The sequence below is a fragment of the Marinifilum sp. genome, from assembly GCF_965230805.1.
Taxonomy (GTDB): Bacteria; Bacteroidota; Bacteroidia; order Bacteroidales; family Marinifilaceae; genus Marinifilum.
On sequence record NZ_OZ246019.1, the window covers coordinates 3233707 to 3252673 of the forward strand.

The following is an 18967-nucleotide window of genomic DNA, read 5'->3' on the forward strand; positions in this document are numbered from 1 at the left end:
TAAGTACTTATTTTTTTATTTTCTTGCTCTCATAATCTGACCCACTTTTCCTTTTCCTAATCGGATATAATCCAATAAAGGACGATGAGCAGGACAGGTATAGCTACAAGAACCGCATTCGATACAATCCATAACCGCATCTTTTTCTAAGCGCTCGTAATTTTTCTGATCAGCACAAACCATTAGCAAATATGGCTCAAGGCCCATAGGACAAACTGAAACACATTTGCCACAGCGGATACATGCTTTAGTTGCTTTACGTGCCGTTTCTTCACGGGGAAGTAGTAATAATCCAGAACTTCCTTTAGTTAATGGCACATCAATACTTGATAATGCTTTACCCATCATTGGGCCACCACCAACAATTTTACCAGTATCTTCAGGAATTCCACCAGCAGCTTCGATGATGTCTTTAACAGGAGTTCCTATTCTGAACATCCAGTTCGATGGATTCTTTAAGGATTTACCTGTAATGGTAGCAACACGTTCGATCAATGGTTTGTTTTTCTGAATGGCTTCGTAAACAGCAAAGGCAGTACCTACATTCTGAACAACTGCTCCCACCTCTATAGGAAGAGCGCCAGATGGAACCTCACGCTTGATAGTTGCTGCGATTAGTTGCTTTTCACCGCCTTGTGGATATTGAGTTTTTAAAGGACAAATTTCTATTCCTTTATAGTTTGCTGCAAGTTTTGTTAGGTGAGCAATTGCATCAGGTTTGTTATTTTCGATACCGATTATTGCTTTATTTACACCCAATGCTTTCATCAGAATTTGAGTGCCAACTAATACTTCATCACCTTTCTCTAACATGATACGGTGGTCAGAAGTCAGATATGGTTCACACTCAACAGCATTAACAATCAGAACTTCGGCAGTTTTTCCCGGAGGTACTGAAAGTTTAACATGGGCAGGGAAAGTTGCACCTCCCAGGCCAACGATACCTGCATCGCCTACACGCTTGATAATTTCTTCTTTGCTTGCGCTGATTTCTTTAACCAGGTCTTCGCTTCTATCGATGTGCTCTAGCCATTCATCACCTTCAACTTTAATAATGATTGATGTTCTACGGAATCCACTTGCATCCATGATATCATCTACCTTGAATACTTTTCCAGAAACTGAAGAGTGAATGTTTGCAGATACAAATCCAGAAGATTTTGCAATTAATTGACCTACTTTAACTTCGTCGTTCTTCTTTACAACAGGAGTAGCAGGAGCTCCAATATGTTGTGAAATTGGAATGCTTACCATTTGGGGTATTGGCAATGCCTGGATTGCACTGTTAGCAGATAGTTTGTTTTCTGCCGGGTGAATACCTCCTATAGAAAATGTTTTTAACACTGATTATCCTCCTATTTATTTGTTATCAGATGTTTCTTCATTCGAATCGTTTGCTTTAGGCTCTGCCTTAGCAGCTTTAACTTCCGGTTTTGCTTCGGCCACTTGCTTTGTAGTTATTGCGGCTGGCTTAGCAGCTGGTTTACTTGCAGGTTTTTCTTTGCGAGCAGGGAAGTTTATTTCATGTATTGCATTGGTTGGACAAACCACCACACATTTTCTACACAACTTGCATTTGTTATAGTCAATGTATGCCAAGTTGTTTTCAACAGTAATGGCATCGAACGGACACTCTTTCTCGCACTTGCGACAACCAATACATGCTACATTACATGCTTTTTTTGCAACGACACCTTTATCCTTGTTTACACAGGATACAAAGATTCGGCGACTCTTCGGACCTTTTTTTCGAAGCTCGATAATGTTGTTGGGACAAGCTTTAACACAGGCACCACAAGAAACACATTTGTCTTCAACAATTACCGGAAGACCTGTTTCTTCATCCATATACATGGCATCGAAATTACAAGCGTCAACACACTCTCCTAAACCTAAACAACCGTGCTGACAACCGGTTTCGCCACTATAAAGTGATGCAGCAATAGAACAAGAGTTTGCTCCGTCGTACTGATTTGTTTTTGGACGGTTCTCGCAAGTTCCGTTACAACGAACTACCGCAACAGTTGGATCTGCTGCTTTTACTTCGTGTCCTAAAAGGGCACCAACATGCGACATTACTGCGGCTCCACCAACAGGACAGTTGAAGTTAGCGATGTCGTCGGCTTTGACCAATGCTTCGGCAAAACCTCTACAACCCGGATAACCACAACCCCCACAGTTAGCTGCAGGCAATGCTTCTTCAACCTCGTCAATTCGAGGATCTTCGTACACTTTGAATTTTTGGGCTACAAAATACAGGATAACTGCTGCTGTAACGCCAATCGCACACAAAGCCAGAATAGTGATAGCTATAATGCTCATAGAATTAAATGTTTACGATTTTTTCTATTGTAAATGAAAACGTTTTCTTTAGTCGTCCTTTAAAAAAGGACAATATGATATAATAAGGAGGTAAAACTGCCAAAGACAATAAACCACTTATTAATTCGTCGTTAGTAATTGCTGTTGCAATAAAAAGTACCAGTAAAACAAGTACGAAGGGTAGCACGTAGGCAATCAATAAAGCGAACCAACCCAAGGATTCCTGGTAGGTCAACTTTACTTTTTCCCCAACAGAATACTCGTTGGTGTAATCAATAACATCAATTGATTTTTCTTTCATGTCGGACATGCTGCATGCCCCTTTGGCATGACATCCGGCACAAGCGGAAACATTAACAATTCCCACCGTAATCTTTCCATGCTCTATTTCAAGAATGGTTCCCTCATGATCAATTTGTTTGGGATTACTCATGCTTAAGCCACTTTCTGATTTTATTTGGGTGTTTAACTACTGTATATCAGTAGGTTTAATACTGTATGTTATGTAACACATGCCAACAAAATTAATACTTTAGCTTACATTCCATGCCGAAAAAGTCTATTTATAGCGTGTTTAAATAGAGCGACTTCCTTGCTTTTGTAATGTAGAGATTGCAATTTTTGATGTATGTATATTGCTTCCAGTTGGTTTGGGCTATTCAAGAAAAAAATCGTTAATATTCGTGATTTATGCAAACGAGATAATTTAGATTGGTTATACATAGTACAAGCGGTTTTAAGCATTGCTGATTCTACCAGTTTTATTATGAAACTCACGTTATTTTAATCTTGTGGCTTCCATTTAACAAATCGAAAAAAGTATAAACAGATCGAAATTTATTTCGTGGTAGTACTGGTATTACCAGATATTTTGAAAGGCAAAGGGGATAAATCCAAATAGATTTGCCTTATGGCAATAACCAATAAAACTAGGGAATGAATGTGTCATTAATAGAAATGTATAAAGGATCGACATAGATGTATAATACAATGATATATAAGTATAAAACTAATAAATATTAGTTAAATACATATAATTGGAAGTATAATACATATTCATCTTGGTTATGAACCTATATGAATAGGTAGAAGACCTATATTTATAGGTATAATACATATAAATCTTAGTTTAAAGCAAATAGAAATTGGTATAAAACATATAAATATTAGTATAATACATATATTTACCATTAGCGGATCACATGATAAGCACCCTTGGTGTTTACAGTTTTCGACGGAGTTTCTTGTTTGAGTGATTCTTATGCTGGTATCGACCCCTTTCGGCCTTTTATGTAACCTAAATGAGTAAAGCAGGTTAAAGGACGTACTTGCTTGGGTAAAAAACTTGCCCAAACTTGTTAAAATCAAAGGGGCAAGTTTTTAAATCTATTGTTTTAGAATTGAAATCTTAAAGCGATATAAGGCATTACAGAATTATCGGCTTTGTAAGAGCCATCGTCCTGTTTGTTCCATGTCCATTTGTAATCAATTCCTGTAGCTACAACCGGACTAATTTTATAGGCAAATCTAATTAAAGCGAGAGAATTATCGTCGAACTTAAACGTATCTCCAAAATCAACTAAATTGGATTTGGTGTAGTATCCTTCTATGATAATCTTATCGAATAAATCTTTGGTGCGAAGGTTTAAATGCATACTTGCCGGGCTTTCTTTACCTACATTGTCAGGCAATAACAAACTTCCTCCTACCAGAACTTTATCCATTAATGAAGCCGTTAGCGATCCGTAGATACCTTGCTTATTTTTGGAATTACCTAGTGCTGCAATTTTAGCATCCTTATTAATTTCATAGTGTACATCAAAAAATTGAGGTAGATAGTTATCGCTATACCAAAGTCGCTCAAGTCTGGTATTTAGTCTAAAAAAATTGCCAACAATATTCATGTTGGCATTGGCACCAATTCCCATTCCCTTTCCGGCCTTGTAACCGTGGCTTGGAGGTATTGCTTGGTGATATCTTGCCAAAGAGTCTGATTTTATTTTGGCCAACTTGCTAAAATGAGTATATCCCGTAAGGTTTATAAAACTAGAGTTGATTAAAGTAATTCCCATGTCGAAAGCATATGCACTCATGCCATCCGATAGGAATTCGTTTTTACCAGAACCATCACTGAATCGATTTGTTCTATCCTTATCGGTGATATAGGAGATCCCAAAATCTAATGTTTTAAGGACAGGAATTCCGCTTGCCCCAAAGGGACGAACGTAAGGACGGATCGCAAACAGGTTGAAAGATTCAAGATTAAAATCGCTGTAAATGCCTTCAATACCAAATACTTTTTTGATTCGGAAATCGTAGCTTACACCGACTTTTCTTTTTTCGAAATTAGGCGAATTACTGTAATTGTTTAACAAATTTCCATAGCCAAGCGACTCTGCTCTAAGCTGACCAAGTTTAATGAATACCGGGTCTTTTTTCTTTCTACCATATCTTATATAACTGATCAAACGAAGGATTCCGGATCCATTTTTAAATTCATCACTATATAAATCTCCAGTTTCCAGGTTAAAATATACAGGAATATCAAATCCAAGTCCGATTTTACCAAAATTTAGTTCCGGTTGCAATCTGGCTCCTGCATAGTTTTCACCTCCAATTCTGGCAAATGCAAAGGATCCGGTAAAAAGATTTAAGGAATCAGGATTAGTAAGGCTTTCGAATGAGTTATCGAAGCCATAAAATGAATTTTCTTTTTGTGCTACTGCTTGATTTTCGAATAGCAACAAAGACAGGAAAGTTAGTAGTAATAGTTTTTTCATCGGTGTGTAAGTTTTTTTCATTTGTCAGATGGATGCCACAAGATCAGAATAATCATTGCCGTGTGTGTTTAATAATTATTTTAATCAGGCTCGTTTCATATCTGTGTGGATTATTGTAAAGAACCGATTTAAATCGGGTTTACCCTATTTGATAGGTATGTTTTGGTGTTTAAAAATGTTTGAAATTTACCTTTTAGTACTCCGATTTTTATGAAATAACGCTCCAGTTAATTTTGGTTTTACTTAGTCGTTTCACCTGTTTTGCTAAGGTGAAGTTCTCTTTCTTTTCAAGCAGAGGATCATTGTCAAGAATTTCTTGTGCGATATCTCTTGCATATTGTAAAAGCTGACCATCTTTCCCTAAATGGGCAATTTTTAAATCGTAAGAAATACCACTTTGCTGTGTACCCTCAATATCTCCCGGGCCACGCAGCTTCAAATCAACCTCGGCTATTTCGAAACCATCGTTGGTTCGTACCATGGTTTCAATGCGTTTTCTCGATTCATTCGAGATTTTGTAAGAAGACATCAAAATACAATAGGACTGCTCTGCTCCCCGACCAACACGCCCCCTTAACTGGTGCAATTGCGACAAACCAAATCGTTCTGTACTTTCAATTATCATTACCGATGCATTGGGTACATTCACCCCAACCTCAATCACTGTTGTGGCAACCATTATTTTAGTTTCTCCCTGCGCAAATCTTTGCATTTCAGCATCTTTTTCGGCAGGTTTCATTTTGCCATGAACCATACTGATACCATATTTTTCAGGAGGAAAAGATTTTGCTACATTTTCGTATCCCTCTTCAAGATTTTTAAAATCCATTTTTTCTGATTCTTTAATCATCGGGTACACCAAATAGATTTGCCTTCCCAAATCGATCTGCTTTTTCATGAATTCATAAACCTGTCGGCGTCTGTTTTCAAAATAATGAACGGTTTGTATTGGTTTTCTTCCGGGAGGCAATTCATCAATAAGCGATACCTCCAAATCACCATACAAAGTCATTGCCAAGGTTCTTGGAATTGGGGTTGCTGTCATAACCAGAACATGAGGAGGAACGGTATTTTTTTTCCATAGTTTGGCACGTTGAGCAACTCCAAATCGGTGCTGCTCATCAATAATGACCAATCCCAGATTGTTAAACTGTACTATATCTTCGAGTAGGGCATGTGTTCCAATCAGAATTTGTAATTCGCCGGTTTTAAGGTCTTCATGAATTCTGCGTCTGTCTTTTTGCTTTGTGGAACCGGTAAGCAATGCTACATTCACATCAATGCTTTCGAGCAAGTCCGAAAGGCTTTCCATGTGTTGTGTTGCTAAAATTTCGGTAGGAGCCATCAAACAAGCTTGGCAATCATTATCAAGAGCCATTAACATGCACATTAATCCAACCATGGTTTTACCACTGCCAACATCACCTTGCAGCAATCTGTTCATCTGCTTTCCCGAACCAACATCTTTTCTAATTTCTTTGATTACTCGCTTTTGGGCATTTGTTAACTCGAAGGGCAAGTTGTTTTTGTAGAATGAATTAAAGTAATTTCCAATGATCAAAAACGGATGACCTTTGTAAAGAATTCTCCGTTTCATTTTCATTTTTAGGATGTTGAGCTGGATGAAAAACAACTCTTCAAACTTTAAACGATATTGAGCTTTTTTAAGAAGATCTGTGTTTGTCGGAAAATGAATTTGGAGCAAAGCTTCGTGTAAATTGATTAAACCTAGCTTTTTTATCAATGCAGCGGGTAAGGTTTCAGGAATTTTTCCATTAATTGATTTAAGGGCATTTTCCTGTAGTTTCTGAATAGCTTTTGAATTCAGAAAATGGTTCTTCATCTTTTCAGTAGTAAGGTAAAAAGATTGAAGCGATGCATTAATTTTACCATTGGTCTTACTTGCTTCTTCAATTTCGGGATGAACAACATTAATTTTTCGATTGAATTCAGATGGTTTCCCAAAAACAATATATTCTGTATTGGGTTTTAGATTTCCTTTTATGTATTTAATGCCTTTAAACCAAACCAGTTCCATTGTGTCTTTGCCATCGGTAAAATAGGCTACCAATCTTTGTTGACGTTTTTCGCCTAAAGTTTCGATATCGGTAATTTGTCCTCTAACTTGAATGTAAGGCAATTTAGAATTTACCTCTGCAATAGAATAGAATTTTGTTCTATCGATGTATTTGTATGGGAAATGGTACAATAAATCTTCATAACTATAAATCGATAGTTCCTGATTTAAGATGGAAGCTTTCTTGGGGCCAACACCTGCTAAGAATTTTATATCCAGACCTGCTAATTCAGACATTTAATTGATTGAAAGTTCAACAAATCCAATAATTTTAATTATTGAGAAACTCAAAATTACAATTTAGAAACTGTTTTAAATTTGTTTTTAGAGTTTTTTTATTGATGAACCTAACGAAGTGATTTACTTAGCATCTTATTTTATACCGGTATTAGCATGAAATAAGTCTCCTTCTTTATTCCTTGTTCATAATTTTAAAAAAAAACATAGGGTAACATAACGATTGATCTCTGTTTTTATACCTTGACCAAATTCAAAATTCTCAAAACAATTTAAACTCAACTTCATAGTAAAACTGTTATTAAAATGGTTTAACAAATTATCCGAGTAGAAATCAAATCAGGCTCGCAAGAAAAATATCAATATAGAACTAATCTAAATAATAAATTATTTTATCTTTGTTATAATGAGGCATATGTAGCGATAAATAGAATATGTCTGCTTAAATATTAAATGATGGACAAATTTAAAGTATATACCAAGACCGGAGATAAAGGGACTACCGGATTGATTGGAGGAACCCGAGTACCTAAATTTCATTTAAGGTTAGAAGCATATGGAACAGTAGATGAACTGAATTCATACATAGGCTTAATTCGGTCGCATCAAATTGAAAAACAGACAAGGCAAGTGCTTTATGTGATACAGAATAAGCTGTTTTTAATTGGTTCTCGTTTGGCAACGGATGAAGAAAAATCCGATTTAAAGCAGAAGTTAAACCTGAGCGAAGAGGACATATCATTGCTGGAAAATGAAATGGATAGAATGGATAAGAAACTTCCCGAATTAAATAATTTTGTGCTGCCTGGAGGCAGTCAGTTAAATGGATTCTGTCATGTAGCGAGAACAGTTTGCAGAAGAGCCGAACGGAGAGCCAATCAACTATCAGTAGAGATTGACATAAATCCCTTATTGTTGAAGTATTTAAATCGATTATCGGACTACTTGTTTGTGTTATCACGTAAGGTTTTACTGGATATTGGAGCCCCTGAAATAAAATGGGAACCCGACTTGTAAATTCGGAAAAAAAAATTATATTCGCAGAATAAAGCAACCTAAAAAAATATTTTGAACTTATGTATTGGACACTTGAATTAGCAACAAAACTTGAAGATGCCCCTTGGCCAGCTTCAAAGGATGAGTTGATTGACTACGCAATTCGATCTGGTGCACCACTAGAGGTAATTGAAAATTTGCAGGAAATCGAGGAAGAAGGAGAGATTTTTGAGAGTATTGAGGATATTTGGCCAGATTATCCTAGCAAAGGAGATTTTTTATTCAACGAAGATGAATACTAAAAAATAAAAAACGAGGTTTTAATTTAAAACCTCGTTTTTATTTTACCCTATTCTGAAGTTTGAACTTTAGCATGTAAAGCTTGTAAAATACTTTGTGATGTTTTTGGTGGCGTATCCCTCCAAAAAAAGATGTCTTCCTTAGATTTTGGTTGAATGCCATCAAACCAACGAAAATTTTTCAAAAAGAGCATTTCTTTCTCCACTTCAAATAATGGATACAGGTTGCCATCAGGTTTCTTAATGAAAACGATCCGGTCAATTTTGTTTTCTTTGATATGAATGGTGATATCACTACTTTTAGCCACATTCATCCCCATGATGATACTTTTGTCTTTAGGATAATATAAGGTTTCGCCATTTCCATCGATTTCCAATTTATACATTTTATTGTCTTTAACATGACCTAGCATGTTCTTTCCTTTAATCTGATTGTAAAATGTGCTATCTTCTTTGGCAGTCAAGAAAGAAGAGCCTCTAAAATGAAGGTATCTCACTTTCTGATTTTGAGTTTCGATTCCTATGGTATCTGCTACCATTTGATTTCCTTGTGCCCATAAAACAGGATCGTTAAATAGTCTTATGGTAGAGTCCTGCATGGTATATACCAATGAGTCGCATTTTCCTTGTAAATCGGGTCTGAAAAATTTGACATGATGAAAAGCTTTTATAAGCTCAAAACCGGCAGTATCTTTTGATATTGTTAAGGTATCCGAATGTAGAAATAAAGAGTCTTGTTGGGCAACTTGAATAAAAACAGCGGAGTCAGTCATTAAAGCCTCTTCGGGATTTTTAAAAGTCTCCAGGTAATGTCCTTTTAAAATGAGATTGTTGACGGTATCGCGCAATTCTACATTATCAAATATTCTGGCTGTTTCATTATTTTTATCCAAATAGATGCTGTCTCCTTTTATTTGATACTCATCCCTGTCGAGCGTTGTATTTTTAAAGAATTGTGAAATTCCGCTTACCGTATTGTACCAACCGTCCTCAGAATAAAGTGTTTCCGTTTCACTATCGATTGTGGTTGGACCTAAAATAAATGCGGTTTTACTTATAGTATTGTATTTTAAGGTATCTGATTTTAAAGTGTAATCAGGATTAACAACTTTAACACTATCCTTAAAAAATAGTAGGTCTTGCTTGGTGTAATATCGGCCGATATTGCTTGTAAGAGTGTTAGAATCATCAACAATTTTTCCACCATTAAAATAATAACCAAGACTTTGATTCATATCAAAATCTAAATACTCCGTTGTAATTGTTACCGATTTGTTTTTCAATTTTACATTATCACGCATTTCGGCAAGCTTGGTGTTTCCATTATAATTTAGGTAATCACCATAAATATGAACTGTGTCTGCGTTAATAATGTGAACATTTCCAAAAGCTTCAATTCTATTTTGTTCGTTGTATTGATATACACTATCGCAATACATTTTAATATTCTCGTGCGTAATGAATACTTTTCCATTAAAAATGGTAAGCGGAGGTTCTGCTTTTAATAAAGCTCGGAAGCTTTCTGAATTTTTAATCTCTACTCTCGATTTTTTTTGTGCTTGCGTTGGAAGTGCAAACAGACTGAATAAACCTATAAGTACAAAAATCGATTTGTATTTTGTCAAGATGCCAGGCATTCGTTCTATTTTAATAATTCTTTTATAATATCTTCAACACTAATTCCTTCGGCTTCAGCTTTATAATTTTTCATGATTCTATGTCGCAATATTGAAATTGCTACTTCTTTTACATCCTCAATATCCGGAGAATATTTTCCAGATAGTAAAGCATGTGCTTTAGCTCCAATCACCAAATATTGAGATGCTCTAGGTCCAGCTCCCCAATTGATATATTCATTTGCCATAGAATGAGAAAAGTCTGTGTTTGGTCTCGATTTAGCCGCCAAATTTACCGCATATTCCAATACATTGCGGTTAATGGGAACTTTTTGTATCAATTTTTGATAGAAAGAAATTTTATCGCATGAAATGATTTTGTCTAAAGCAACATCCTTGCCAGAAGTAGTGTTTTCTACAATCGAGATTTCATCTTCAAGTTTAGGATAGTCTAGGTAAATACTAAACATGAAACGGTCTAATTGAGCTTCGGGAAGTGGATATGTACCTTCCTGCTCAATTGGATTTTGAGTAGCTAAAACAAAGAATGGTTTTTCGATTTGATAGTTTTTCCCATTTACTGTAACCATTTTCTCTTGCATAGCCTCCAAAAGTGCGGATTGCGTTTTGGGAGGGGTACGATTAATTTCATCAGCAAGAATAATATTGGCAAACAAAGGTCCTTTTATGAAATTAAATTTACGCTCACTATTTAGAATTTCAGTTCCAATAATATCAGAAGGCATTAAATCTGGTGTAAATTGTATTCTTTGGTATTTTAAATCCAAAACCTCTGCAATTGTATTTACAAGCAGGGTTTTGGCAAGTCCTGGAACACCAACAAGCAGGCAGTGGCCATTACTAAAAATTGAAATCAATACTTTTTTAATGATTTCATCCTGGCCGTAGATTTTTTTGCCGATTTCCTTAAGTAGCTTTTTATAATCTGCATATAAGGAGTTAGCAGCTTCAACTTCAGATTTAAAATTCATAGAATTAATTTAAGAATTCCCTCAAAAAGTCAGACACAGCATAAAGCTGTGTCTGATAAAATATTTAAGCTTATTACTTTAGCCAACCCTTATATCTAAATTTCGAATTCTTGTATGAATCATCAATGTGGACATAGGTTCTGGCTTGTTTTTCTTTGATCCATTTATTAAGTATGTCTTGTTGCTTTTTGTTTGTCAACATATTTTCAAAAATACTCCAATCATCGGAAAGATTGGCAGGGTGAGCTTTTGTTTCCGATTTCATTTTAATGATTTTATATGAATCTTTCCCTCCGGCAACATCAAGAAATGGTTCAGAGATTTCATTAATTTTTAGAGTGTTTAATTGTTGAGTAATGACAGGAGGCAAGTTGTCTTTTTGAAATTTAGATGAACCTGTATATGGATTAATAATTAATCCACCGTTATTTCGGGTATCCTTGTCTGCCGAAAAGTAAAAGGCAGCCTCGTCGAATTTCATTTTATCATTTCTTATTAGATCAGCAATACTATCTAATCTTGAAATGGCTTGTTCTCTTTTTACTTGTTCAATCTTAGGTTTTAAAAGAATGTGTCTTACATTAATTCTTTCCCCTTTACGATCAATCAACTGAATAATATGAAATCCGTATTCCGTTTCCACAATTTTTGAAACCTTATTCTCTTTTAGATTGAAGGCAACATTAGCAAACTCAGGAACTAAATCTGCTCTTGGCGTGTAACCTAACTCACCACCTCTGGGAGCACTAGGACCCTCAGAATAAAGAACAGCCAGAGTAGAAAAGTTATCCCCATTAATAACTCTCTCTCTAAATTCTCTCAGTCTATTTCTTATTCGATCTTTTTCATCATCAGTTACCTTAGGATAGCTTACAATTTGCTGTATTTCAATTTCTCCGGGAATAATTGGTAAACTATCTTTATTTATATTGCTGTAGAAGTTTCTCACTTCGGCAGGTGTAATGTGAATGTCTTTTGTGATTTCTGCCTGCATTTTTTCTTTAATGCGTTCATCGCGTGTGTCATCACGAAGTAGGTTCTTCATTTCCAAGATGGATTTCCCGAAGTATTGTTCTAATTTTTCTTTAGAACCAATTCGTTGAATATACATTTGCATTTTACGATCAAGATCGTCTTCAACCTCTTGTTCTGTTACTTCAATACTATCAATTGCAGCTTGAGCTATCATAAGCTTTTGAATCAAAAGATCTTCAAAAATTTCTGTTTTTAAATCAACACTACCCGAAGTATAGCCATTAGCCTTAAGCTGCTTAAATCTTTCTTCAACATCCGATTTTAATACCTCCTGATTACCAACCACAGCAATAATTTTATCTACCACATTATCTTGAGCATTAAGAGTAAGAATACTCAGTAACAAGAGTGTGATTGCCATGCAAGTTTTTATAAAAATGTAACGCATATTATATGGTTTAATAAATTTTGAATTGATTCTTCGATTCTGCATCTCTATAGATGTTTTCTTCGAGGTTTTTAATAAATTCTATTTTTCTTTTATTGATAATTATTTTTCTGATATCGTCTCGAACAAAATCAAGAGGAGCAATATTATTCTTAAACTCAACATTTTTTACAGCAATAAAATATCTGAATGTAGAATCTTCTGTTTCTATATGTTTTGTGCTTTTAAGTAATTTGTCCTCATTCGCAAATTGAAAAGGAATTTGATTTAATAATTCCTTCGCATTTATCCATTGACCGCTAAAATTATCAAATTTTGTGGCATTCTGAAAACAGTAATCTTCCAATTCGTCCCAATCTTCATCTTTTTCCGATTTATATAGCTTTTGTACTTTATCGTAATTGGGAACAGGTTTGGATATTTTTATATATAATGCTTTGATAATGTTTTTGTTGAGGATGAAGTTGCTTGTATTTTGTCTGTAATAGTTGTCAATTTCAAATGAGCTAACGGTAGTGTCAAGTTTTTGCTCTAAAAGCTGTTGCTGATATTTATGAATAATTAAAGATGAACGATAATCTTCAACCATTTTACTTACATCTTTATCATCTTCCGTTAAATTTAGTTCAGCCTTTGAAATAATTAATTGTTTTTTAATCCATTGATGGATATAGTTATCGGCGATGAGAAGGCTGTCTTCTTTCGAGCTGTTGTCTGGTACAATTGCCTCAACTTCACTCATGTATAAATACTCTTGATTAACCTTAGCAATAGTTTTGTCTTCTTCTTCCTTGTAGCTGCATGCGGTGAAGCATGTAAAAATAATTATAGGTAAAATAATTTTATTCATTCTTTAATATCGCAATTTTATTAACGGTTGCCTTTTTAATCGTAACAGAGTATTTTTCACGCAACTTTTTCGACCAGTTCATTTCTAAATGTTCCCGATAATCTAATAATACTCTTTTTCTTACTTTGTTAAAATCTAAATTGTTTTTATATTTTTCCGGGTTTTGATCGAAGAACTTCCTTAGATTATTGTCATTAGCGACCTCCTTATTCCATATTGCACTTTTTGTTATGTAATATACCAATACACCTTTTTCATATTCATTGAGCAATCTTTCTAATTCGGGATTCTCTTTTACCAATTTCTTTTTATGGTAGGCCAATATACATCTGTTTGTGAAATCAACATACAACCTATTGATATATTCTCTAAAATTCTCGTAAATATCTTTCGATTCTTGTTTGCTTAAGAATTCAGCAAACTTCTCTTGAGAGTAGTTTTTGCCATCAATTGAGATTAAAGGTTCCCAGAGTTCAGCATAAGCATAATCAAGTATGGAGTAAAAATTTGAAAGATGTTTTCGATTTTCTTTGTAGTTGTATTTGAGTTTTAATTCTTCAATCAATTCTCTTTTCGATTTTCTCGACCTATCATCTTCTTCCAATAAACTTAGAAGTTCATTTTTACAACTCTCATATGAATTATACTCTTTCCTATCCAAAAGTTGAAGAATATGATAGCCAAATTCAGTTTTAACAGGAAGAGAGTAATCATGAGTTTTTTTTAATAGGAATGCGGCTTTCTCAATTTCCGGATGGATTTCAAATAAGCCAAACCAAGGTAAAATGCCCCCATCCTTTGCCGAACTTACATCATCGGAATATTTGTGAATAAGTTCAGAGAAGTTTGCCCCATTTTGTAGTAAGTTATAAATAGAATCTGCTTTGATCTTAATTACTTCCCTTTCATTTTTCTTTTTGAATTCAAGCATTAAGTGCCTTATTTTTATTCTCCCTGGATTTTTAATTTTCTCTGTTGTTTGAACGATGTGATATCCATATTGAGAACGAACAGGCTTTGAGAATTCACCTACCGGAGTATTGTAAGCAGCATTTTCCAAGGCATATTCCATGTCGAATACAGTAATATAACCTAGTTCTCCATTGTTTTTTCGAGCCGATAAATCGTCGGAATACATATTGGCAAGCTTGGAAAATTTCTTCCCTCTTTTTAGCAATGCATATATTCTGTTTGCTTCATTATAGGCTTTAAGAGTATCTTTAGGAGTTGCTCTACCTTCAATTTTGATTAGTATATGACGAACTTTAACAAAGTGTTGAATCCGATTAAATGTTTCTGTAATTAACTGGTCACTAATTTCAAAAGGATAAAGGTAGTTGAAGAAAGCTTGATTGTGATAATTCTTAATTTCCTGAATAACTTTGGGTATGGTATCAAACCGAAGATTTTTTGCTTCTAAAGCTTTTAGATGAAAATCGATATACAAGTCTAAGGCTTTGGCAAGAGGCAATGCTTGGTTATGTTGATCAAGAAGCTTATTGCTTTCGAAAAGTTCTGCAAATGGAGCAGAAGGGTAGGGTTTTCCATTGATTGAAAAAAGGGTATCTGATGGATTGTATTGTCCGTAACTTGCCAACGAGCAATATAAAACTGTAATCAGATATAATAAACCCTTCCTCATTTAGCAATTATATGGTAAATATTCTAAAAAAGAAAACGGTAACCCACACCATAAGGGGTTACCGTAAATTATGAGATAAAATTATCTACTATAGTTTGGAGCTTCGCGAGTAATGGCTACATCATGTGGATGACTCTCGGTCATTCCGGAAGCAGTAATTTTAACAAATTTGGCATTGTGTAACTCTTCAATACTAGCAGAACCACAATATCCCATACCTGCACGCAAACCACCAATTAACTGATAGATTACTTCATATAGAGTACCTTTGTAAGGCACGCGAGCAGCAATTCCTTCTGGAACTAATTTCTTGATATCATCTTCAGCATCCTGAAAGTAACGATCTTTCGAACCTTGTTGCATAGCTTCAACAGAACCCATACCACGGTACGATTTAAATTTACGGCCATTGTAAATGATGGTTTCTCCTGGTGATTCTTCAACACCGGCAAGAAGCGAACCCGCCATAATAGAATCAGCACCGGCAGCAATAGCCTTTACAATATCACCAGAGTAACGCAAGCCACCATCGGCAATTACAGGAACACCAGTACCCTTTAGAGCTTTTGATACTTCGTAAATTGCACTTAACTGTGGAACACCAACGCCTGCAATAACACGTGTAGTACAAATCGAACCAGGACCGATTCCAACCTTAACAGCATCAGCACCGGCTTCAACCAGCATTTTAGCAGCTTCAGGAGTGGCAATGTTACCCACGATAAACTGCATGTCAGGAAACTTCTTCTTTGCTGTTTTTAAAACTTCAACAACTCCTTTAGAATGACCGTGAGCTGTGTCAATAATAATAGCATCGGCATTTGCTTGTACCAAAGATTCAATTCTTTGTAATGTATCGGCAGTAACACCAACAGCAGCAGCCACACGCAAACGGCCTTTTTCATCTTTACAGGCCAATGGCTTATCTTTTGCTTTGGTAATATCCTTATAGGTTACTAAGCCAATCAATTTGTTATTTGAATCAACAACAGGTAATTTCTCAATTTTATGTGCTTGAAGAATTTCTGCTGCCTTCTCCAAATTGGTAGAGTCAGATGTACTAACAATGTTTTCACTTGTCATTACTTCTGATATTGGGCGATCCATATCCAGCTCAAAACGCAAATCACGATTGGTAACAATACCCAACAACGACTTATCTGTGTCGACCACAGGAATACCACCAATTTTGAATTCCTTCATAAATGCCAAGGCATCTTTAACGGTTTTGTATGGTGCGATTGTGATTGGATCGTAAATCATACCGTTCTCAGCTCTTTTAACTGTTAATACCTGCTTTGCTTGAGCTTCGATACTCATGTTCTTGTGAATTACGCCAATACCTCCTTCACGAGCAATGGCAATTGCCAATGCAGATTCGGTAACCGTATCCATCGCAGCAGATACAATTGGAGCATTAAGTGTAATGTTTTTGGAGAATCTCGTTTTTAAACTTACGTCTCTGGGAAGTACTTCAGAATAATCTGGAACCAAGAGAACATCATCAAACGTTAAACCGTCAGAAATAATTTTATCAGATACGAATGACATTATGCAATAATTTTAGATTTAAATTGCATGCGAAAATACAAAAAATAGCGGAATAGAACTTGATTATAAATACTAAAAATTGTTAATTGATTAAATCCGTTTAAAAGTTAGTATTTTTAGGCTGTTTAAGCCTGGGAAAAAGAGCATCAGAAGGATAATTTAAACTGTAAAAGAAATAAATGGATCGATTTAAGGATATTCTAAAAAAATATTGGGGATATGGTATGTTTCGTCCTTTACAGGATGAAATAATTAAATCGGTTTCCGAGGGGAAAGATACTTTAGGCTTGATGCCTACCGGGGGTGGAAAATCCTTAACTTTTCAAGTGCCCACAATGGCAATGGATGGAATTTGCCTGGTGGTGTCGCCTTTGGTTGCATTAATGAAAGATCAGGTACTGAATTTAAGAACAAAAGGAATTAAAGCTGAGCTTTTGTATTCGGGACTTTCAAGACATGAGATTGAAAATATTCTGAACAAATGCTTATTTGGGAATGTGAAATTTCTGTATATCTCTCCAGAGAGAATTGGTTCTGATATTTTTAGAAAGAAAGTGGTTCAAATGGATGTTTGTCTCATTGCAGTTGATGAGTCGCATTGCATATCGCAGTGGGGATATGACTTTCGTCCTTCGTATTTAAAAATTATCACGCTTCGTGAGTTATTGCCAGAGGTTCCGATACTGGCTTTAACAGCTACGGCCACAAAAGATGTGGTTGCAGATATACAGGAGAAACTAGGCTTTCCTCAGGAAAATGTATACAAGAAAAGCTTCGAACGTAAAAATTTAGTGTATTTGGTTCGCGAGACCGAAGACAAGCACAAGTACTTACTTACGATTCTTAGGAAACAAAGAGGTAGCTCTGTTGTTTATGTTAGAAGTAGAAAAAAATGCAAAGAATTAACCGAATTTCTCAAAAACAACAGGCTAAGAGCAGAATACTATCATGCTGGCCTACGAAATGAAGTGAAAGATTTGCGACAGGAACGATGGAGGAAAGGAATTGTTCAGGTGATGGTTGCTACAAATGCATTTGGAATGGGAATTGATAAATCGGATGTTCGAAGCGTGGTTCACATGGATCTGCCAGACACATTAGAGGCCTACTTTCAGGAGGCCGGAAGGGCAGGACGTGATGGGAAAAGAGCGTATGCAGTAATGCTTTATTCGAATCCCGATAAGGTTCAGCTATTAAAAAGAATAAAAACCACATTTCCTGAAAAGGATATGATTATAAGGGTTTACCAAGCTTTGGGAAACTATTTGCAAGTAGCAGAAGGTGCAGGAAAAGATGCTGTTTTTGATTTTGATTTGGGACAATTTTGTCAGAACTTTAAATTTAATGTTTTGCAAGCTTTTAATGCATTAAAAATATTACAGCGTGCTGGCTATATTGAATTAACCGATGATTTAGAACATGAGTCTAGAATACACTTTGCAGTAAAACGAGATGATTTGTACAAATTTCAGGTGGCCAACAAAGATTTCGATAATTTTATAAAAATTTTGCTTCGATCATTTACAGGCTTGTTTACAGATTACGTACCAATCAATCTGGATACTTTATCGAAAAGAATAAAAGCAGATAAAGAATTAATAATTGAGTATTTAAAAGAATTATCGAAATATGGCATAATCAAATACATACCAAGAAAGAAAACTCCTTTTGTTTTGTATACTCAAGAACGCTTGCCAATCGGGTTTCTTACTTTTCCGAAAGCGGTGTATCAAGAAAGGAAAGAAAAGTTTGAAAGTAAAATTCAATCGGTTATTAATTATGCCGAAACGAAAAATATTTGTCGCTCGAAATTTTTATTAGAGTATTTTGGACAAAAATACGCACCGGATTGTGGAAATTGTGATGTTTGCAAAGAAAAAGAATCTCAGTCTTTAGGTGATAAGGAATTTAGAACCATATATTACGCAGTATTGGATTTAATAAAAAGAGATTATTTGCCAATTGACGATATTGTTGAAAAGTTAGACTACAAGGATGATGATATTATAAAAGTAATTCAGCATCTAAAAGACAACGAAGAGGTTGATTGTAAAAGTGGGAATAGGATAAAATGGATCCCCATATAGGTCAATCTTGCTTATAATATTTTCCGGTATTAAAAATCAAATCATCAAAGTAATTGTGATGCTTGGAAACTAAGCGTTTATTATTCGTAAAAACT

General features: G+C 35.2%; 14 protein-coding genes. 3 read left to right on the plus strand and 11 right to left on the minus strand.

The window, feature by feature from the left end; translation table 11 throughout:
* Window positions 1-15: 15 nt before the first annotated feature.
* The 5 genes from rsxC to recG all read right to left on the minus strand — a co-directional run bounded on the left by rsxC (window position 16) and on the right by recG (window position 7416).
* Window positions 16-1344 carry an electron transport complex subunit RsxC gene (rsxC, locus tag ACO05S_RS13070; RefSeq protein WP_421918451.1) on the minus strand — a complete coding sequence of 443 codons (1329 nt, stop codon included), beginning with the start codon at window positions 1342-1344 and terminating at the stop codon, window positions 16-18.
* Between the two features lie 15 nt (window positions 1345-1359).
* Window positions 1360-2322, minus strand: coding sequence for a Fe-S cluster domain-containing protein (locus ACO05S_RS13075; RefSeq protein ID WP_421918452.1), 963 nt, complete (start codon window positions 2320-2322; stop codon window positions 1360-1362).
* A 4-nt stretch (window positions 2323-2326) separates the two neighbouring features.
* Window positions 2327-2755, minus strand: coding sequence for a SoxR reducing system RseC family protein (locus ACO05S_RS13080; protein WP_421918453.1), 429 nt, complete (start codon window positions 2753-2755; stop codon window positions 2327-2329).
* Window positions 2756-3716: 961 nt separating this feature from the next.
* The gene (locus ACO05S_RS13085; RefSeq protein ID WP_421918454.1) at window positions 3717-5102 is read right to left on the minus strand and encodes a hypothetical protein; all 1386 of its coding nucleotides are present in this window, start codon (window positions 5100-5102) and stop codon (window positions 3717-3719) included.
* A gap of 208 nt (window positions 5103-5310) precedes the next feature.
* Window positions 5311-7416 (minus strand): ATP-dependent DNA helicase RecG, encoded by a 2106-nt coding sequence (recG, locus tag ACO05S_RS13090; protein ID WP_421918455.1) that lies wholly within the window; start codon window positions 7414-7416, stop codon window positions 5311-5313.
* Between the two features lie 456 nt (window positions 7417-7872).
* On the opposite strand from recG, the gene ACO05S_RS13095 reads away from it, so the two are divergent.
* Complete coding sequence (locus ACO05S_RS13095) at window positions 7873-8433, plus strand: cob(I)yrinic acid a,c-diamide adenosyltransferase (RefSeq protein WP_421918456.1); 561 nt, start codon at window positions 7873-7875, stop codon at window positions 8431-8433.
* Between the two features lie 59 nt (window positions 8434-8492).
* Entirely contained in the window at window positions 8493-8714 is a 222-nt protein-coding gene (locus tag ACO05S_RS13100; protein ID WP_054714819.1) for a DUF2795 domain-containing protein, read from the plus strand.
* Window positions 8715-8761: 47 nt separating this feature from the next.
* Here the strand turns inward: ACO05S_RS13100 and ACO05S_RS13105 are convergent, their stop codons facing one another.
* The 6 genes from ACO05S_RS13105 to guaB all read right to left on the minus strand — a co-directional run bounded on the left by ACO05S_RS13105 (window position 8762) and on the right by guaB (window position 16785).
* On the minus strand, window positions 8762-10348 hold the full coding sequence (locus ACO05S_RS13105; RefSeq protein WP_421918457.1) for an OstA-like protein: 1587 nt from the start codon (window positions 10346-10348) through the stop codon (window positions 8762-8764).
* Window positions 10349-10353: 5 nt separating this feature from the next.
* Window positions 10354-11319, minus strand: a complete 966-nt coding sequence (locus ACO05S_RS13110) for an AAA family ATPase (protein WP_421918458.1) — start codon at window positions 11317-11319, stop codon at window positions 10354-10356.
* Window positions 11320-11392: 73 nt separating this feature from the next.
* Window positions 11393-12715 (minus strand): peptidylprolyl isomerase, encoded by a 1323-nt coding sequence (locus tag ACO05S_RS13115; RefSeq protein WP_421918459.1) that lies wholly within the window; start codon window positions 12713-12715, stop codon window positions 11393-11395.
* A 37-nt stretch (window positions 12716-12752) separates the two neighbouring features.
* Window positions 12753-13592 (minus strand): hypothetical protein, encoded by an 840-nt coding sequence (locus ACO05S_RS13120; RefSeq protein ID WP_421918460.1) that lies wholly within the window; start codon window positions 13590-13592, stop codon window positions 12753-12755.
* Window positions 13585-15234 carry a peptidylprolyl isomerase gene (locus ACO05S_RS13125; RefSeq protein WP_421918461.1) on the minus strand — a complete coding sequence of 550 codons (1650 nt, stop codon included), beginning with the start codon at window positions 15232-15234 and terminating at the stop codon, window positions 13585-13587. The genes ACO05S_RS13120 and ACO05S_RS13125 overlap by 8 nt, the downstream gene beginning before the upstream one ends.
* An 81-nt stretch (window positions 15235-15315) precedes the next feature.
* A complete protein-coding gene (gene guaB / locus ACO05S_RS13130; RefSeq protein WP_421918462.1) occupies window positions 15316-16785 on the minus strand; it encodes an IMP dehydrogenase in 1470 nt (489 codons plus the stop codon).
* A gap of 179 nt (window positions 16786-16964) precedes the next feature.
* Here guaB and ACO05S_RS13135 point away from each other — a divergent pair, with 179 nt between their 5' ends.
* Window positions 16965-18872 carry a RecQ family ATP-dependent DNA helicase gene (locus ACO05S_RS13135; RefSeq protein WP_421918463.1) on the plus strand — a complete coding sequence of 636 codons (1908 nt, stop codon included), beginning with the start codon at window positions 16965-16967 and terminating at the stop codon, window positions 18870-18872.
* Window positions 18873-18967 lie beyond the last annotated feature (95 nt).

Coding starts and splice junctions, on each gene's coding strand:
- ACO05S_RS13075 (WP_421918452.1), bottom strand. CDS start 2,322: ATGAGCATTATAGCTATCACTATTCTGGCTTTGTGTGCGATTGGCGTT.
- ACO05S_RS13080 (WP_421918453.1), bottom strand. CDS start 2,755: ATGAGTAATCCCAAACAAATTGATCATGAGGGAACCATTCTTGAAATA.
- ACO05S_RS13085 (WP_421918454.1), bottom strand. CDS start 5,102: ATGAAAAAACTATTACTACTAACTTTCCTGTCTTTGTTGCTATTCGAA.
- recG (WP_421918455.1), bottom strand. CDS start 7,416: ATGTCTGAATTAGCAGGTCTGGATATAAAATTCTTAGCAGGTGTTGGC.
- ACO05S_RS13095 (WP_421918456.1), top strand. CDS start 7,873: ATGGACAAATTTAAAGTATATACCAAGACCGGAGATAAAGGGACTACC.
- ACO05S_RS13100 (WP_054714819.1), top strand. CDS start 8,493: ATGTATTGGACACTTGAATTAGCAACAAAACTTGAAGATGCCCCTTGG.
- ACO05S_RS13105 (WP_421918457.1), bottom strand. CDS start 10,348: ATGCCTGGCATCTTGACAAAATACAAATCGATTTTTGTACTTATAGGT.
- ACO05S_RS13110 (WP_421918458.1), bottom strand. CDS start 11,319: ATGAATTTTAAATCTGAAGTTGAAGCTGCTAACTCCTTATATGCAGAT.
- ACO05S_RS13115 (WP_421918459.1), bottom strand. CDS start 12,715: ATGGCAATCACACTCTTGTTACTGAGTATTCTTACTCTTAATGCTCAA.
- ACO05S_RS13120 (WP_421918460.1), bottom strand. CDS start 13,592: ATGAATAAAATTATTTTACCTATAATTATTTTTACATGCTTCACCGCA.
- ACO05S_RS13125 (WP_421918461.1), bottom strand. CDS start 15,234: ATGAGGAAGGGTTTATTATATCTGATTACAGTTTTATATTGCTCGTTG.
- guaB (WP_421918462.1), bottom strand. CDS start 16,785: ATGTCATTCGTATCTGATAAAATTATTTCTGACGGTTTAACGTTTGAT.
- ACO05S_RS13135 (WP_421918463.1), top strand. CDS start 16,965: ATGGATCGATTTAAGGATATTCTAAAAAAATATTGGGGATATGGTATG.